General features: G+C 61.9%; 14 protein-coding genes. 8 read left to right on the plus strand and 6 right to left on the minus strand.

The annotated features are described in order from the left end of the window. Positions 1 to 103 precede the first annotated feature (103 nt). Positions 104 to 2,191: an EAL domain-containing protein gene (locus IWW33_RS23210; RefSeq protein WP_115274687.1), complete on the plus strand. Its 2,088-nt coding sequence runs from the start codon at positions 104 to 106 to the stop codon at positions 2,189 to 2,191. On the opposite strand, the gene IWW33_RS23215 is transcribed toward IWW33_RS23210, so the two are convergent. Continuing rightward, positions 2,188 to 2,448 (minus strand): DUF1652 domain-containing protein, encoded by a 261-nt coding sequence (locus IWW33_RS23215; RefSeq protein WP_119687089.1) that lies wholly within the window; start codon positions 2,446 to 2,448, stop codon positions 2,188 to 2,190. The genes IWW33_RS23210 and IWW33_RS23215 overlap by 4 nt on opposite strands. 295 nt (positions 2,449 to 2,743) lie before the next feature. On the opposite strand from IWW33_RS23215, the gene IWW33_RS23220 reads away from it, so the two are divergent. Next, positions 2,744 to 3,973 (plus strand): aminotransferase class I/II-fold pyridoxal phosphate-dependent enzyme, encoded by a 1,230-nt coding sequence (locus IWW33_RS23220; RefSeq protein ID WP_174141143.1) that lies wholly within the window; start codon positions 2,744 to 2,746, stop codon positions 3,971 to 3,973. Positions 3,974 to 4,100: 127 nt separating this feature from the next. Continuing rightward, positions 4,101 to 5,015 carry a tyrosine-type recombinase/integrase gene (locus IWW33_RS23225; RefSeq protein WP_174141144.1) on the plus strand — a complete coding sequence of 305 codons (915 nt, stop codon included), beginning with the start codon at positions 4,101 to 4,103 and terminating at the stop codon, positions 5,013 to 5,015. 96 nt (positions 5,016 to 5,111) lie between these two features. On the opposite strand, the gene IWW33_RS23230 is transcribed toward IWW33_RS23225, so the two are convergent. After that, entirely contained in the window at positions 5,112 to 6,302 is a 1,191-nt protein-coding gene (locus IWW33_RS23230) for a type II secretion system F family protein (RefSeq protein ID WP_046786094.1), read from the minus strand. An 11-nt stretch (positions 6,303 to 6,313) separates the two neighbouring features. After that, on the minus strand, positions 6,314 to 6,739 hold the full coding sequence (gspG, locus tag IWW33_RS23235) for a type II secretion system major pseudopilin GspG (protein WP_046786409.1): 426 nt from the start codon (positions 6,737 to 6,739) through the stop codon (positions 6,314 to 6,316). Between the two features lie 190 nt (positions 6,740 to 6,929). On the opposite strand from gspG, the gene IWW33_RS23240 reads away from it, so the two are divergent. From IWW33_RS23240 to IWW33_RS23255, 4 genes are all read left to right on the plus strand, one after another. Next, positions 6,930 to 7,523 (plus strand): lytic transglycosylase domain-containing protein, encoded by a 594-nt coding sequence (locus IWW33_RS23240; protein WP_046786095.1) that lies wholly within the window; start codon positions 6,930 to 6,932, stop codon positions 7,521 to 7,523. Positions 7,524 to 7,632: 109 nt separating this feature from the next. Continuing rightward, positions 7,633 to 9,093: an ATP-binding protein gene (locus tag IWW33_RS23245; RefSeq protein ID WP_174141145.1), complete on the plus strand. Its 1,461-nt coding sequence runs from the start codon at positions 7,633 to 7,635 to the stop codon at positions 9,091 to 9,093. Positions 9,094 to 9,377: 284 nt separating this feature from the next. Beyond that, complete coding sequence (locus tag IWW33_RS23250; protein WP_174141146.1) at positions 9,378 to 10,874, plus strand: HAMP domain-containing sensor histidine kinase; 1,497 nt, start codon at positions 9,378 to 9,380, stop codon at positions 10,872 to 10,874. Continuing rightward, positions 10,843 to 12,267 carry a sigma-54 dependent transcriptional regulator gene (locus tag IWW33_RS23255; RefSeq protein WP_115274691.1) on the plus strand — a complete coding sequence of 475 codons (1,425 nt, stop codon included), beginning with the start codon at positions 10,843 to 10,845 and terminating at the stop codon, positions 12,265 to 12,267. Before IWW33_RS23250 ends, IWW33_RS23255 begins: the two co-directional genes overlap by 32 nt. A 76-nt stretch (positions 12,268 to 12,343) precedes the next feature. Here the strand turns inward: IWW33_RS23255 and IWW33_RS23260 are convergent, their stop codons facing one another. The 3 genes from IWW33_RS23260 to IWW33_RS23270 form a co-directional block, all read right to left on the minus strand. Next, positions 12,344 to 12,646: a hypothetical protein gene (locus tag IWW33_RS23260; RefSeq protein WP_174141147.1), complete on the minus strand. Its 303-nt coding sequence runs from the start codon at positions 12,644 to 12,646 to the stop codon at positions 12,344 to 12,346. A gap of 84 nt (positions 12,647 to 12,730) precedes the next feature. Then, a complete protein-coding gene (locus IWW33_RS23265) occupies positions 12,731 to 14,083 on the minus strand; it encodes a GntP family permease (RefSeq protein WP_046786099.1) in 1,353 nt (450 codons plus the stop codon). Between the two features lie 114 nt (positions 14,084 to 14,197). After that, positions 14,198 to 14,737 (minus strand): gluconokinase, encoded by a 540-nt coding sequence (locus IWW33_RS23270; RefSeq protein WP_046786100.1) that lies wholly within the window; start codon positions 14,735 to 14,737, stop codon positions 14,198 to 14,200. A 208-nt stretch (positions 14,738 to 14,945) separates the two neighbouring features. Between IWW33_RS23270 and IWW33_RS23275 the strand changes: the two genes are divergently transcribed. Further along, positions 14,946 to 15,965: a LacI family DNA-binding transcriptional regulator gene (locus IWW33_RS23275; protein ID WP_174141148.1), complete on the plus strand. Its 1,020-nt coding sequence runs from the start codon at positions 14,946 to 14,948 to the stop codon at positions 15,963 to 15,965. Positions 15,966 to 16,008: the final 43 nt, after the last annotated feature.

Genomic DNA, 16,008 nt, shown 5'->3' on the forward strand with positions numbered 1-16,008 from the left:
AATTACAGATCCATTTGAGCGCTCAGAAATCCCGTGCGTTTCGCCAAAGCTTGAGTACAATCGTCGGCTTTTTCGGGCCCCTGTCCCGTCGCTGGAACTCTCAATGCTGACCGGTAGTTACTCTGCTTCGCTGGTGCTGATTTCACTGTGCGTGGCCATCCTAGCCTCCTATACCGCCCTCGACCTGACCGGCCGCATCGCTACCGCCCAGGGCAGGGCGGTGCACCTGTGGATGGGCGGTGGGGCGCTGGCGATGGGTACCGGCGTCTGGTCGATGCACTTCATCGGCATGCTCGCCTTCAGCCTGCCGGTCGAACTGGGCTATGACATTGGCCTGACCGCCTTCTCATTACTGATCGCCGTGCTGTCTTCGGGGTTTGCCCTATGGCTGGTTAGCCAACCGAGCCTGCCGTGGCTGCAACTGGTGTTTGGCGCGCTCTTCATGGGTGCTGGCATCAGTTGCATGCATTACACCGGCATGGCGGCGTTGCGTATGCTGCCGGGCATTGACTACGACCCAACGCTGTTCGGTGCCTCGTTGGCGATCGCGGTGGGCGCTTCGGCGGCAGCGTTGTGGATAGCCTTCCGGCTGCGTCAGCATACCCCTTACGTTCGCCAGATCCGCGGACTGGCGGCTGTGCTGATGGGCGTCGCCATCGTCGGCATGCACTACACCGGCATGGCCGCAGCCAACTTCCCCCAAGGCAGTTTCTGCGGCGCGCTGGCAGGCGGGTTGCAAGGTGATGGGCTGGTCTATCTGGTTCTGATCACTACCCTGGCGGTGCTCGCAGTGGCCTTGCTGACCTCGGTGCTCGATGCTCGCCTGGAGGCACGCACTGCGGAGCTTGCGCGTTCGCTGACCCTCGCCAACCAGGAACTCACCCAGCTGGCGCTGCATGACACGCTGACCGGCCTGCCCAACCGCACGCTGCTTTCTGACCGTATCGAACAGGCGATCGGCAAGGTGGCGGAGCAGGGCGGCTGTTTTGCGCTGATGTTCATCGACCTGGACGGCTTCAAACCGGTCAATGATGCGTTTGGTCACCATGTGGGCGACCTGCTGCTCAAGGCAGTGGCAACACGCTTGCGCGGCCACTTGCACAGCCAGGACACATTGGCGCGCATTGGCGGTGATGAGTTTGTGTTGTTGGTGGAACTGCAGGAGCCCGCGGATGCCATGGATGTGGCAGCCAAACAGGTCAACCTGGTGTCGCGGGCGTTCCGCGTGGCCGAGCATGACCTGCAATTGACGGCGAGCCTGGGCATTGTCCTGTACCCGGGTAATGGCCAAGACCAGCTGGAGTTGCTGCGCAACGCGGATGCTGCCATGTATCACGCCAAGAGCGCCGGCAAGAATGGCTACAGCTTCTTCGATGCTTCCATGAACAGCAACGCCCGCCAGCAGCTGCAGCTGCTGCAGGACCTGCGCATGGCCCTGGAGCAACGCCAGTTCCGCCTGCATTACCAGCCCAAGTTCGCCGCGCAGGCTTGCCAGCCGATCGGCGCCGAGGCCTTGTTGCGCTGGCAGCATCCGCAGCACGGGCTGCTGCTGCCGGACCGCTTCATTGGCCTGGCGGAAAAAACCGGCCTGATCATCCCGATTGGCGAATGGGTGCTGGACGAGGCCTGCCGGCAGATGCGCCAGTGGCTTGATCAGGGGTATGAAAACTGGCGCATGGCGGTCAACTTGTCCGCGATCCAGTTCTGCCATGCCGGCCTGGTTGACAGCGTTGCCCGCGCCCTGCGCGAGAACGGTTTGCCGGCCAACCGCCTGACGCTGGAAATCACCGAAACGACGGCAATGCACGATGCCGATGCCAGCCTGGCAGTCTTGCAGCGCCTGTCCGATATGGGCGTGGACCTGTCCATCGATGACTTTGGTACCGGCTACTCGAGCCTGATGTACCTCAAGCGCTTACCCGCCAATGAGCTTAAAATCGACCGCGGTTTCGTCCGTGACCTGGAGCAGGACAGCGACGATGCAGCCATTGTTTCGGCCATCGTTGCATTGGGCCAGGCGTTGGGCTTGCGTATTGTTGCCGAGGGCGTGGAGACCGGCGGGCAGCAGGATTTCCTGACCCGTCTGGGCTGTGATTCGCTACAGGGTTACCTGCTGGGCCAGCCGGTACCGGCCGAGCAGTTCATGGGGACATTGCAGGTATTGCGCAAAAGCCCCGAGGCGGTCGCCTAGCTGGCGTCACGCAGGGCGAGAACCGGTAAGAAAGCATCCATTTCAGCTTCTACCGCCTCAATGATACGTTCGACATCGGCTGCCGCCATTATCGCAGTGCAGGGGATGCCAGCGATCGCCAGCAAGGTTTCGCCCGTGGCACGGTCGAACAGGCGGGCGATCATGCTGCGTGGCGCATCCATGGTGGCCTCGAAGCCCAGCGGGTGGAAGTGCCAGCGCATCACCTGGCAGGCGTTGGGGAACGTCATCTTGTTCATGCCAGCCTCCTTGTCCGTACCCGGACGCGGTGAACGGGGCGCCGCGAGCGCGGCCGTCGGGAAACTAAAGATAGCATCCGTCAGGCTGGTGTTCTGCCGAAAAGACGATAAATGCACCTACGCTTGACCCCGGTCACAAACATGGCTCCTTCGCCGTTTGGCGGCAAATGGCCAAGCAAACGTTTTCGTTGGCGGGTGTTGCCAGAGCTGCAGAAGGGTTCTGCTATTTTTAACCTCATTCGGCGCACAGCGTTTTCAGACCAGCGGTGCGAGTTGGGCAGACAGGGAGACAGTCATGCGCTATTCCACGCTCACCCAACGCATTGCCGGTGATGGCGCTGCTGCCTGGGATATCCACTACCAGGCACAGGCCCTGCGTCGCGAAGGGCGCGAAATTTTCCTGCTGTCGGTGGGCGATCCTGACTTCGATACGCCAACGGCCATTGTCGAAGCTGCGGTCTTGAGCCTTCGCCGCGGCGACACCCACTACAGTGATGTGCGTGGCAACCTTGCGCTGCGCCAGGCGATTGCACGCCGTGGTGGCCCTGAGGTCAGTGTCGAGCAGGTGATGGTGCTCGCTGGCGCACAGTGTGCGTTGTATGCGGTCTGCCAATGCCTGTTTGGAGCGGGGGACGAAGTGATCGTCGCCGAGCCCATGTATGTCACTTACCACGCTGTATTCGGCGCTTGCGGGGCGCAACCGGTACAGGTGGCGGTAAGCCCGGAGCAGGGCTTTCGGCTCGACCCGCAAGCCGTGGCGCAAGCAATAACCCCGCGTACCCGAGGGCTGCTGCTGAACACACCGCACAATCCGACCGGCAGCGCCATCTCCCCTGAGGACATGGTGCAACTCGCGCAGCTTTGTCGCGACCATGATCTTTGGCTGGTGTGCGACCAGGTCTACAGTGGCCTGCTGTACGACGGCCAAGCGGTTGCCCCGGCGCAAATGCCCGGCATGCGCGAGCGTTGCGTGATCATCGACAGTGTGTCCAAGTCGCATGCGATGAGCGGCTGGCGCGTGGGGTGGGTGGTCGGCCCCCCGGCGCTGATCGCGCACTTGGCCAATCTGGCAATGGCCATGCTGTTTGGCTTGCCGGAGTTTGTCATGCAGGGGGCCTGCGTAGCGCTGGAGCAGAACCTGCTTGCGGTACAACAGATGCGCGAGGCCTATCGTCAGCGGCGTGATCTGGTGTGCAGGGCCCTGCGCGATTGCCCCGGGGTGCGCCCTCACCGGCCGGCGGGCGGCATGTTCGTGATGCTTGATATCCGCGAAACCGGGCTGAGCGCCCAGGCTTTCGCCCAGCGGCTGTTGATTGAGGAGGGCGTTTCACTGCTGCCGGGCGATGCATTCGGGCCCAGCGCAACGGGGCATGTGCGCATGGGGCTGGTGCTTGCGGTCGAACAGTTGGAAGAAGTGTGCTGCCGCATCGCTGCCTGCGCCAGGCGTGTACTGGCCGAGCAGGCCGCCAGGGATATCGAAGGTGAAGCCGAGGATTGCCGAGTTGGACACGAGGCCTACCAGTGATAGCCTATGTGCCCCCATTTCAGCTCATGTCAGTGGCCAAGATCCCTGATCTTCAAGGCAATGACGCAGGCCGCTTTACGCCTGGAGGGCCCGATGGCGCTCCGGGCTTCGCTACAGGATTCACGTTTTGTCCGACCTTTCGCAAAATCCGCTGCTGCAGTACCTCGCCAGGCTGGCGCCTTCCAGCCAGCAAACCATGCGCTACATCTTGCAAGACGCTGCCGACCGGCTGGGTTTCATTGATTGCAACCTCGCCGATGTGCCATGGCACAAGCTTGAGCCGGGACATGTGATCGGCCTGGTTGCAGCACTGCGCACCGATGGCTATGCGCCCAACAGTTCGTCGCTTTATGTCAACGCAATACGCGGCGTGATGAATGAAGCCTGGCGCCAGGGCCTGATCGATCATGAGCAGTTGCTGCGTATTCGTGAGGTCAAGCCGGCAACCGGCAGCCGCCTGCCGCCAGGGCGCAACCTGCGCCGTAGCCTGATTCGCGAATTGATGGATGTCTGCACCGCCGATCCGCGCCCGCAGGGTGTTCGTGATGCGGCGATCATCGCGCTGCTGTATGGCACCGGCATGCGCAAATCGGAGTCGGTGGACATCGACCTGGAGCAAGTCGACTTCCAGGCGCGCAGCCTGCAGGTGCTGGGCAAAGGCAACCGGCAACTGATCAAGTATGCGCCGCCCTGGGCCTTCGAAAAACTGCAGGCCTGGCTTGATCTGCGTCGACAATCACTGCCAGAGGGCACCTCGGACGACCCCTTCCTGTTCAACCGCATCCGCCGTGGCAACCACATTACCCGTGCGCGCATCACCAAACATGCGATTTACTACATCGCCCGTCAGCGCGGGGCGCAGGTGGGGGTGAAGATCATGCCGCATGATTTTCGCCGGGCGTTCATCACCCGGGTGATCGAAGAGCACGACCTGTCGATCGCGCAGAAGCTGGCGCATCACGCCAACATCCAGACCACTGCCAGCTACGATCGGCGCGATGACAATGAGCGGCGGCGGGCGGTGGACCGGTTCGACTATTGAGCGAGCGGGTTCACCCATCAGGCCAGCACCGTGTCAGATGGCACCAGCCGCGCCGTTGATCGTCGACAAGCCGGCCGTCAACGCGGTCGGTGACGGCTAGTGGATACTCGACGCCAGCTCGAAGATCGGCATGTACATCAGAATGACGATCACCCCGATCAGCAACCCGATGAAGGTCATCAGCAGCGGTTCAAACAGCTTCACGAACCACTCTACCCAGCGCCCTATTTCCTGGTCATGAAAGTCTGCGCAGCGTTCAAGCATCTCGCCCAGGTTCCCCGATTGCTCACCTGCCCGCAGCAAGCGCAGCGACACTGGCGTGACCAACTGCCCGGCTTCCAGCGCTTGCGACAACGGCAGGCCTTCACCCACCCCGCGACTGGCCTGCTCCAGGCCTTGTGCCGCAGCGCTTCCCAGCAGCCCGCGGGCCATGCCCATGGCCGTCAGGATGGGTATGCCGCCTTGCAGCAGAATGCCCAGCGAGCGATAGAAACGCGCCAGCTCATACATCATCAGGCGCTGATGCAAGGCTGGCATTCGCCGTATCTGGCGCGACACCCAACGCCGCAGAACGGGGTTACGCCGCAGCAGCACCAAGGCGCCGATGCCGCCTGCCGTTGCCAGGGCCAGGGGCAACTGTTGAGCATGCAGGAACAGGCCGATCTGCATCAGCATGCGCGAAAGCCAGGGCAGTTCGCTGCCCATGCCCTCGAACACCAGGCTGAAGCGTGGCACCACGTAGCCGAGCAGGAACAGCACGACGCCACCGCCCACCAGTAGCAGTAGCAGCGGGTAGACCGAAGCCCCCACCAGTTTTTGCCGGACCAGATCCAAGCGCTGCCGGTATCCGATATAGCGGTGCAGGGCGTCGCCAAGCGCCCCGGTACGCTCGCTGGACTGCACCAGGGCCACGTATAGCGGCGGGAATATCCGCGGCTGCTGGGCCAGGGCCTGGGACAGCGAGCGGCCTTCGTACAACTGGCCAACCAGCGCCGCCAGCACTTTACGGGTTGCCGCGGTCGGGGCTTTTTCCGCAAGGCTTTCCAGGGCATCGATCAAGGGTAGGCCGGCATGCAGCAGCGTGGTCAGTTCCTGACTGAAGAGCAACAGGTCAAAGGCGACCTGGCGTCGCCAGGGCACACCGACCAGAGTGCCGCCTTGGCTGCGTACGCTGACGACACGCAGGCCCTGGTCTTCCACTTTGCGCCGAGCCTGTTCGGCATCCTCGGCATCGATGTGCAATTGAACCACGCCCTCTCTACCCAGGGCCTTGAGGCTGTAGCGCATGGCCTTGCTCCTCATTGCCAACTGGTAATTTCGGCGTTTTCACCATCGCCACCGGGCTGGCCGTCCTTGCCCATGGACAGCAAGTCGTACTCGCCGCCGTTTTCACCTGGCTGGCGGTAGATGTAGGCACGGCCCCACGGGTCCTGTGGAATTGCTTTCTGCAGGTAAGGGCCTGACCAGCGGGCTTCGCCACTGGGGGCGGCAACCAGTGCCTGCAAGCCCTGCTCACTGTTGGGGTAGTGGCCGATTTCCAGGCGATAAAGGTCCAAGGCCTTGCCCAGCCCTTCGATCTGCGCCCGTGCCACCTTGGCCTCGGAACGGCCCAGCTGGCTGAAGTACTTGGGCGCGACGATACCGGCCAACAAGCCGAGCACCACCAGGACCACCAGAAGTTCGAGCAGGGTGAAGCCACATTGGCGATTGGGTTTGCGCTGCATGGTGAAGCCCTCCTGCATGGGGACATGCCTTTTCAGGTTTTCATCTGCCATGCAACAGCCGTGCACGTCTGCCTCGGGGCCTTGCGCCATGCGCCATGGCAAGCGGCACAGTGCTTGCGTCGTAGCAGAAAAGCCCGGGTTTTCCGGGGTATTTCCCCCATATCGGGGGCACGGCGGGGAGGCGACCGACATGCGTGGAATTATCCTGGGGCTGATCTGGCTGGCTGGGGCTACCGCCCAGGCTGATGTGTACATTGCCATCGATGACAAGGGCGGTTACGTGCTGACCAACGTCCACCGGCCCGGGCGCAACTATGAACGGGTCATTCGCGAACCGGTTGCGCAGGCTGGCCCGGCCAATGCGCAATTGATCACCGGGCGGCCCTACGCCGACCTGGTGGCAGCAGCGGCGCGCATGCACAACGTGCCGCAGGCATTGCTGCATGCGCTGATCAAGGCAGAATCGGGGTACAACCCAAAGGCCCGCTCGGCCGCCGGGGCGCTTGGGCTGATGCAACTGATGCCGGGTACGGCGAAGGAGATGGGTGTTGAGGATGTGCTTGATCCGGAGGACAACGTGCAGGGCGGGGCTCGCTACCTCAAACGCATGCTGAACCTGTTCGACAACGACATCACCCTGGCCGTGGCCGCCTACAATGCCGGCCCGGATGCTGTGCGCCGACGTGGCGCGGTGCCGCCCTTCGCCGAAACCCGACGGTATGTGCCCAATGTGCTGCGCGAATACCGCAAGTTACAGGGGCTGGCAGCGGACTCGCCGTTGTGATGGGCACCTGATGGCAGGCAGCCTTGCATCGGCCTTGCGAAAATCAATGCCATGGGTTCCCCAACTCTGGGCTATAACCTTTCAAAGGTGCTCAGCAGTGGTAGCCGCCATGGACATCGCCTCCCGTTCCGACCCACTCGAGTCACCCGCCAGCCCTGACGCTGGCACGTCGCGCAAGCCGTTCAACCTCCTGCGTTGGTACGCCTGGGTCAGCCTGGCCATCATCCTGTCGGTGGCCGCCGGTCTGGGGTTGATATCCAGCCGTTTCATCATCGACGAAAGCGTCGAGCGTGACGCGCTGCTTACCGCGCAGTTCATCACCTCGATCGCCGACGCTGAAGTACGACATGTGGCGATCCCCAATGTGCGCACCATGGGCGAACTGCTGGACCCGCGTACGGACCTTGATCCTTTGCCAGGCGTTGACCCTGTGGCGCGGCGCAAGGCCCGCGGCGAATTCCTTGACCACATCGCGCACTTGCCAGACATGCTGCTGGCCAACATCTATGCCCCGGACCGCACAGTGATCTGGTCGAGCAATCCGGCGCTGACGGGCAAGCTGATTCAGGGCGATGACGACCTGGATCGGGCGTTCGAGCACAAAATGCGGGTCTCGGCCAGTTACCACGGCTTCGAAGAGGCCCGCTCCGAGCAGAAGTTCGTGACGCCACCTGAGCAGTTGTTCATCGAGAACTACATTCCGCTGTTCGACGCAGATGGCGAACACGTCGTAGCGATGGTGGAGATATACAAGGAACCCCATGACCTGATCGTGCGCATCGAACATGGCCTGGTCCTCATCTGGCTGGCCACCACGGTGGGTGCCGGGGTGGTCTACATCGGCCTGTACGGCATCATGCGCCGCGCCGCCCGGGTGATGGCGGTGCAACAGAAGCGGCTGATCAGCAATGAAACCTACGTGGCCCTTGGCGAGGTGTCCTCGGCCGTGGCGCACAGCCTGCGCAATCCGTTGGCCAGTATCCGCTCCAGCGCCGAACTGGCTCAGGTGTACGACGAAGGGCCGGCGCAGCGCAATATCAGCGAGATCATCAGCCAGGTCGACCGTATGTCGCAGTGGATCCGCCAGTTGCTGCAGTCGCTGCGGCCACTGGATGACAAGACGATACCGGTCGACCTTCCCCAAGTCCTGCAGGACAGCTTGCAGACCTTTGCCATAGCGCTGGCACGCAGTGGCGTGACCCTGGACCTGAAGCCGCTTCCGGCACTGCAGGTGATGGGACAGCCGGAATTGCTCGGGCAGATTTTCAACAGCCTGATCGCCAACGCTCTGGAGTCGATGGAGCAGGGTGGGCGGCTGCGTGTCGAGGTGGTGAAGCAGGACAGGCGCAGCGTCACCCTGCGCCTGACCGACACCGGAAAAGGCATGAATGAACAGCAGCAGCGCATGGCGTTCAAGCCCTTCTTCACAACCAAACAAGGTGGGCTGGGGGTGGGGTTGGTATTGGTCAGACGGATCATGGAGCGTTTCGGTGGGTCGGTTCGGTTGAGTAGCCGCGAAGGCCTTGGCACTCAGGTTTCGCTCAACTTTCGGCTTGCGCGAGCTTCGTAGAAATCTAGAAGTAGACGCTAAGATATTGTTCTAAAAGAACATTTTATTATTGGGTACAAATTCCCCAAAACTGGGGGATCTATTCTAGATTAAGGATTAGATTCTGTTTCTAACCGATTGATTAGCTTAAAATTAGTTTCGAAATAAATCCGTGGCTGACTTTTTGCAAGAAGACATAGGCGATAAATGGCGGCTGCGGCCGGCGTGGCGAAGTGCTATCAGTTAGCTACGCACGGCAATGAGTGACAGCCTTCTGAACGGAATCCTTGCGCGGGAACCTCGCGATGCAGACGCTGGAAACCGATGTTCCCGACAAGCTCCTCGCCCAGCCCGGCAGTGGTCTGGCTACGCCCCTTCGCGAATTCAATCTGCTGCGCTGGTTTTCCGTGATCAGCTTGCTGATCATCACGTCGGTGGCAGGTGGTCTGGGCTATGTATCGACCCGCTTCGTGGTCCGCGATAGCGTGGAGCGAGACGCCATGCTCACCGCCCAATTCATCCAGGCCATGGCCCAGGCCGAAGTGCGCCATTCGCAATTGCCACCTGGCACCACCATGGGTGAGCTGCTCGATCCGCGCCTGGACCAGCAGCATCTGCAGGTGAGCCCGCAGCTGGCCATGGCGACTCGGGTCGAGTTCCTCGATCATGTCGAGCATCTTCCGGACACGCTGCTGGCCAATGTCTATGCCCGTGACCGCACCATCGTCTGGTCCACCAACCCCGATCTGGTTGGCAAGCGCATCGAGGCCGACGGCGACCTGGATCACGCCTTCCGCTCGCGCAAGGCGGTGTCCGCCAGCTACCACAAGGTCGAAGAGCACCGCGAGGAACAGAAGTTCGAGCGTGAGCCCAATTACCTGTTCATCGAAAACTACATTCCCCTGTTCGACAGCCAAGGTGAGCAGGTGCTGTCTATGGTCGAGATTTACAAAGAGCCACAGGACCTCATTCGACGCATTCAGCGCGGTTATGTGCTGATCTGGGCCTCGACCCTGGTGGGCGGGGCGCTGATCTACTTCGGCCTGTTCTGGCTCGTGCGTCGCGCAGCGTCGATGCTGCATCAGCAACAGGATCGGCTGGTGGCGAGTGAAACCTATGTTGCCCTTGGTGAGATGTCCTCGGCGGTGGCCCACAGCCTGCGAAACCCATTGGCCAATATCCGCTCCAGCGCAGAGCTGGCACAGGAAATCGCCAATCCGCAGGCCCAGCAGAACATTGTCGACATCATCAGCCAGGTGGACCGCATGTCACGCTGGGTGCGCGAACTGCTGGTGTCACTGCGCCCGACCAGCGATATGCCCGAGGCTGTGGACCTGGTAGCCGCCATCAAGGATACCCGCTTGGCGTTTGCCCAGCAGATCGAGCGTAACGGCATCCGCTTTTCCTTCGACGGGCCCCAGACGCAGTGGGTAGCCAGCCAGCCTCTGCAATTGACGCAGATCCTCAACAGCCTGTTTTCCAATGCCATCGAAGCCATGCCAATGGGTGGCGAGTTGCGGGCCATGGTCTGCATACAGGAAGGTCAGCGCGCTGCATTACTGCTAAGTGACACAGGCAAGGGCATGACCAGGCAGCAGCAACGCATGGTCTTCAAACCGTTTTTCACCACCAAGCAGGGCGGCCTCGGTGTAGGCCTGGCGCTGGTTCAGCGCATCATGGAACGTTTTGGCGGCTCGGTCAGCCTGAGCAGCCGTGAAGAGGAAGGAACCCGCGTCAGCCTCACTTTCAATATCGCAGCGGGAGGGGAACATGGAGCACAGCATCCTGGTAGTCGAGGATGATGAAATCCTTGCCAACAACATTCGCACCTATTTGAACCTGAAGGGCTTTGAGGTGACGGTGTGTAACAGTGCGGAGCTTGCGCTTGAGCAGATCAAGCGGTTCCAGCCCGACGCGGTACTCACCGACAACTCGCTGCCCGGCATGAATGGGCATGACCTGCTGCGCACGCTGGTGGCGCAGATGCCGGAGCTCAAGGTAATCATGATGACCGGCTACGGTAACGTAGAGGATGCCGTACAAGCGATGAAAGAGGGGGCTTTCCATTACCTGACCAAGCCCGTGGTGCTGGCCGAGCTCAAACTGACACTGGAAAAGGCTTTGGCCACCGAGCGGATGGAGCGCACGCTGTCGTTCTACCAGGAGCGCGAGGCGCAGAAGTCCGGGCTGCAGGCGCTGATTGGCGACTCGCCGGTGATGCTCACCCTCAAGCACACGCTGCGCCAGGTGCTCGATGCTGAACGCCGCATGGCCAATGACGACCTGCCGCCGGTGCTGGTCGAAGGCGAGACGGGTACCGGCAAGGAACTGGTTGCGCGTGCCCTGCATTTCGATGGTTCGCGCAGCAAAGGCCCGTTCATCGAGTTCAACTGCGCTTCGATCCCGGCCAACCTGCTGGAGGCTGAGTTGTTTGGCCATGAGAAGGGGGCATTCACCGACGCCAAGGAACGTCGCGTGGGGCTGGTGGAGGCCGCGGACGGCGGCACCCTGTTCCTCGATGAGATCGGCGAAATGGACCTGGTGCTACAGGCCAAGCTGCTGAAACTGCTGGAGGATCGCAGTATCCGCCGCATAGGTGCGGTCAAGGAGCGCAAGGTTGACCTGCGGGTGATCAGCGCCACCAACTGCAATCTCGAACAGATGGTGCAGCAGGGCAAGTTTCGCCGGGACCTGTTCTTCCGGCTGCGCATCATCGCGCTGAAGGTACCGCGCTTGCACGCCCGCGGCCAGGACATCCTGCTGTTGGCGCGGCACTTCCTGGCCCATCACGGGCGTCGGTACGGTAAACCGAACCTGCGCTTCAGTACCGAGGCACAGAACTTGATGCTCAATTACAGCTGGCCTGGCAACGTGCGCGAGCTGCGCAACATGCTGGAACAGACGGTGTTGCTGGCACCTAATGAAGTGGTGCAGGCGCACCAGTTGAATCTGTGCCTGACCCTGGTCGATGAACCCCTCACGCAGCCGATGGCCACGGTGTACGAAATGCCGCGGCATGAGCCTGAGCCTGGGACCAGTTTGCCGGACATGGAACGGGATTTGGTGTGCAGGACGCTGGACCGTACTGATTGGAACGTGACCAAGTCGGCGCGGATGCTGGGGCTATCGCGCGATATGCTACGTTACAAGATAGAAAAGCTGGGGCTGACACGGCCTGAAAAGCGCCAGTGGTGAGCGGTTCGAAGCGGCTTTCCTGCGTTGGCAATTGCGCCCTCTTCACGGGGCTAGCCCGGGAAGAGGGCGGTACCGCTCAGCGCTGACCGCCGTCCGATCCGTTACCACCTTGGCCACCCGCGCCCTCCGACCCACTGCCTTCCATCCCAGGCAGATCACGATTGTCATTCTGCCTGGCGGGCGGGCTTTCAGGGTCGCTGCCCTGTATTCGCGGGTCGGTATCCCGTGGCATGGGCTCCTCGATCGGGTTGAGGGTGCTGTCCGCGCCCGGCTGGGGCGCCGGGTTGTGCGGATCATCCGGATGGGTCGGCCCGGTGCCGACCGCCAGGGCCAGGGGGGAGGCGAGCAAGGCAGCGAGTAACAGGCTTGTGCGTATCATGGGCAGGCTCCTTTGCGAAGGTAGGGCACGTACTTGCGTTGGGCCCTACTCAATACGCCAAGGTGCCATTGCCCCGATAAGCGGTCACACCACCGTTGACAGCATCATGATGAAGATGATGCCGACCACCGACAGGATGGTCTCCATCATGCTCCAGGTCTTGAAGGTCTCGGCCACGGTCATGTTGAAGTACTGTTTGACCAGCCAGAAGCCGGCGTCGTTGACATGGGACAGAATGAGCGAACCGGCGCCGGTGGCCAGCACCAGCAGCTCACGGTTGACGCCGGGCACCAGGTCGATCACCGGGGCAACGATGCCTGCGCCGGTAATGGTGGCAACCGTCGCCGACCCCGTGGCGATGCGGATGACCGCAGCCACCAGCCAGGCCAGCATGATCGGTGAAATTTCTGCCTGTACCGCCATCTGGCCGATCACATTGCCGACACCGGTATCGACCAGCATCTGTTTGAAACCGCCGCCTGCACCGACGATCAGCACGATGGCAGCCGTCGGCGCCAGGCTCTGGTCGAGCATCTTCATGATCTGCTGGCGGTTGAAGCCGCGCGCCGAGCCGAAGGTGTAGAAGGCCAGCAGCAGGGCGGCGAGCAGGGCGGTAATCGGGTGGCCGATCAGGTCCATCCACTGGCGAACGATGTGCTCGGCCGGTAGCACGACGTCAGCGAACGTCTTGAGCAACATCAGCACAACCGGCAGCAGCACGGTGACCAGGGTGACGGTAAAGCTCGGCAGGTTACCCTGATCGGACTCCTTGGCGATCTGGTCCATCAGTTCCTGTGACGGATTACCCGGGATATAGCGGGAAATGAAGTTACCGTACAGCGGGCCGGCGATGATTGCAGTGGGCAGTGCCACCAGCAGGCCATAGAAGATGGTCTTGCCGATGTCGGCGTTGAAAATGCCGATCGCCAGCAGTGGGCCCGGATGCGGAGGCACCAGGCCGTGCACCACCGAAAGGCCCGCCAGCAGGGGGATACCGATCTTGATCAGCGATACACCCGAGCGCCTGGCGACGATGAACACCAGCGGAATCAGCAGTACGAAGCCGATTTCGAAGAACAGCGGGATGCCGACCAGGAACGCGGCAAACATCATGGCCCAATGCACGTTCTTCTTGCCGAAGGCGCGAATGAGGGTTTGCGCGATCTGGTCGGCGCCACCGGAGTCGGCCATCAGCTTGCCGAGCATGGTCCCCAGGGCGAGGACGATCCCGACAAAGCCCAGTACCCCACCGAAACCATCCTGGAATGACTTCATGACCTTGGCCACCGGCATACCGGAAGTCAGGCCGAGGAAACCGGCGGCGATGGTCAGGGCGACGAAGGGGTGGACTTTGAAATGGGTGATCAGCAGGATCAGCCCGATGATGGTCACCAGGGCGTCGAGCAGCAGGAAGGTATCTGTAGCCAGTCCGAACATGGTTTTAAGGCCTCGGTCTTATCGTTGTTTTTTGGCGTTGCTTGAAATTGAACTATCGGCGCTTTCAGGCGTCGGGACAGCGCTGTCTTTGGTGAGCCGGAAAAACCGCCAGGTTCATGCGGTCCGCGCCAGGTTCCGCTCACCGCAGGGCTTTAGCCAGGCGTCTACCGTCTCGGCCAGCGTGTCTATCGGCTGCGTGGCATCAAGGGGCAGGGTCAGAGGCTCGCCATGCGGGGGCTCGAGGGCGGCGAACTGACTGTCGATCAGGCTCGCCGGCATGAAATGCCCGGGGCGGGCGAGGACGCGCTTCTCGGCTTCGGCAGGGGTGAGTTCGAGAAACACGAATGCCAGCTCCGGCATGGCCTGGCGCAAGGTATCGCGGTAACGGCGCTTGAGTGCGGAGCAGGTGAGGATCGGGCGTTCGCCCGCCTGCACCGTGGCTTGCAACTCTTGGCCCAAGCGCACTAGCCAACCGGCTCGGTCGTCGTCGTTCAACGGCGTGCCCGCGCTCATCTTGCGGATGTTTTCGGCAGGGTGAAACGCGTCGCCTTCGATCAGGCGGCCGCCGCTTCTGGCGGCTATGGCAGCGCCGATGCAGCTTTTGCCGCAACCGGCCACGCCCATCACCACGATGGCGGACAGGGGAGAATTCATCAGTACCTCCTGCGGGGTGAGATAGCGCTGTCTCGTCGTTGACGAAACACGAACTCCCCGGTGTTGTTGATCTTGTCGTTACGCAGTATGGACGCTCGGCAGAAGGCGCGTAGTGGCCACCACCAAAGATTACATTGCTTGCGTCCTGAGACAGCGCTACCTTAGTGGCCGTTCCCCTCCCTTGGCAAGTAGTAAAATTACAACACTCATGTCCCGCTCAGGCTCCCGCACTACCGGTCGACCCACCCTGGCAGAAGTGGCCAGGCTCTCCGGGGTTTCCCCGATTACCGCTTCCCGCGCCTTGCGCGGTGTCAGCACCGTGGCTCCGGCACTGGTGGAAAAGGTGGTGGCCGCGGCAGCGAGCCTTGGCTATATCGCCAACCCCGCTGCCCGGGCGTTGGCTTCTGCGCGCAGCCAGTCGGTGGTTGTGCTGATTCCGTCGTTGTCCAACCAGCTGTTCATCGACACTCTGGAGGCCATCCACGAAGTGATGCGCCCCCGCGGGCTCGAGGTGCTGATCGGTAACTATCACTACGATATCGACGAAGAAGAGAATCTGATCCGCAATTACCTGGCGTACCAACCGTGCGGCATGCTGCTCACCGGTTTCGAGCGTAGTGAGGCTTCTCGGCAGATGCTGGTGGCCAGCGGTGTGCCCTGCGTCCACATGATGGAGCTGGGTGGCGCGCCTGGCATGTTGTCGGTAGGGTTTTCCCAGCAGCAGGCTGGTCGGGCTGCTGCCAGGCACCTGCTCGAGCGAGGCCGGCGGCGCCTGGCGTTCATCGCCGCGCAACTTGACCCACGGGTGATGCAGCGTGCCGAAGGGTTCCGCCAGGCGCTGGCTGAAGCCGGTATGCACGCAACTGAACTGGAGGTCCTGTCGCCGCAACCCTCGTCCATTGCACTGGGCAGTGAACTGTTCAGCCAATTGTTGGCGCAGGCACCGGATGTGGATGGCATTTTTTTCTGCAACGACGACCTTGCCCAGGGTGCTGTGCTGCAGGCCTTGCGCCAAGGTATCGAAGTTCCAGGGAGAGTAGCCATGGTCGGGTTCAATGACCTGCCGGCTTCGGCGCATATGGTCCCCCGTCTGACCTCCATTCGCACACCGCGTGCCGCCGTTGGTCGGGGCGCGGCACAGGCGCTGCTGGCGTTGCTCGATGGCAAGCGAGTGGCTACCGAGCAGCAGGATCTGGGGTTTGAGCTGATGGTGCGAGAAAGTTCCTGAGCCCGCACGCATGGGGCGGGGATGGGCCGCACGAATACACTAA

Origin of the sequence: Pseudomonas sp. M2, assembly GCF_015751845.1 — a bacterium.
GTDB classification, from domain to species: Bacteria; Pseudomonadota; Gammaproteobacteria; order Pseudomonadales; family Pseudomonadaceae; genus Aquipseudomonas; species Aquipseudomonas putida_E.

Bases quoted from the DNA above. Each gene is read 5' to 3' on its own strand.
- IWW33_RS23210 (WP_115274687.1), top strand. From the start codon at position 104: ATGCTGACCGGTAGTTACTCTGCTTCGCTGGTGCTGATTTCACTGTGC.
- IWW33_RS23215 (WP_119687089.1), bottom strand. From the start codon at position 2,448: ATGAACAAGATGACGTTCCCCAACGCCTGCCAGGTGATGCGCTGGCAC.
- IWW33_RS23220 (WP_174141143.1), top strand. From the start codon at position 2,744: ATGCGCTATTCCACGCTCACCCAACGCATTGCCGGTGATGGCGCTGCT.
- IWW33_RS23230 (WP_046786094.1), bottom strand. From the start codon at position 6,302: ATGCGCTACAGCCTCAAGGCCCTGGGTAGAGAGGGCGTGGTTCAATTG.
- gspG (WP_046786409.1), bottom strand. From the start codon at position 6,739: ATGCAGCGCAAACCCAATCGCCAATGTGGCTTCACCCTGCTCGAACTT.
- IWW33_RS23240 (WP_046786095.1), top strand. From the start codon at position 6,930: ATGCGTGGAATTATCCTGGGGCTGATCTGGCTGGCTGGGGCTACCGCC.
- IWW33_RS23245 (WP_174141145.1), top strand. From the start codon at position 7,633: ATGGACATCGCCTCCCGTTCCGACCCACTCGAGTCACCCGCCAGCCCT.
- IWW33_RS23250 (WP_174141146.1), top strand. From the start codon at position 9,378: ATGCAGACGCTGGAAACCGATGTTCCCGACAAGCTCCTCGCCCAGCCC.
- IWW33_RS23255 (WP_115274691.1), top strand. From the start codon at position 10,843: ATGGAGCACAGCATCCTGGTAGTCGAGGATGATGAAATCCTTGCCAAC.
- IWW33_RS23260 (WP_174141147.1), bottom strand. From the start codon at position 12,646: ATGATACGCACAAGCCTGTTACTCGCTGCCTTGCTCGCCTCCCCCCTG.
- IWW33_RS23265 (WP_046786099.1), bottom strand. From the start codon at position 14,083: ATGTTCGGACTGGCTACAGATACCTTCCTGCTGCTCGACGCCCTGGTG.
- IWW33_RS23270 (WP_046786100.1), bottom strand. From the start codon at position 14,737: ATGAATTCTCCCCTGTCCGCCATCGTGGTGATGGGCGTGGCCGGTTGC.
- IWW33_RS23275 (WP_174141148.1), top strand. From the start codon at position 14,946: ATGTCCCGCTCAGGCTCCCGCACTACCGGTCGACCCACCCTGGCAGAA.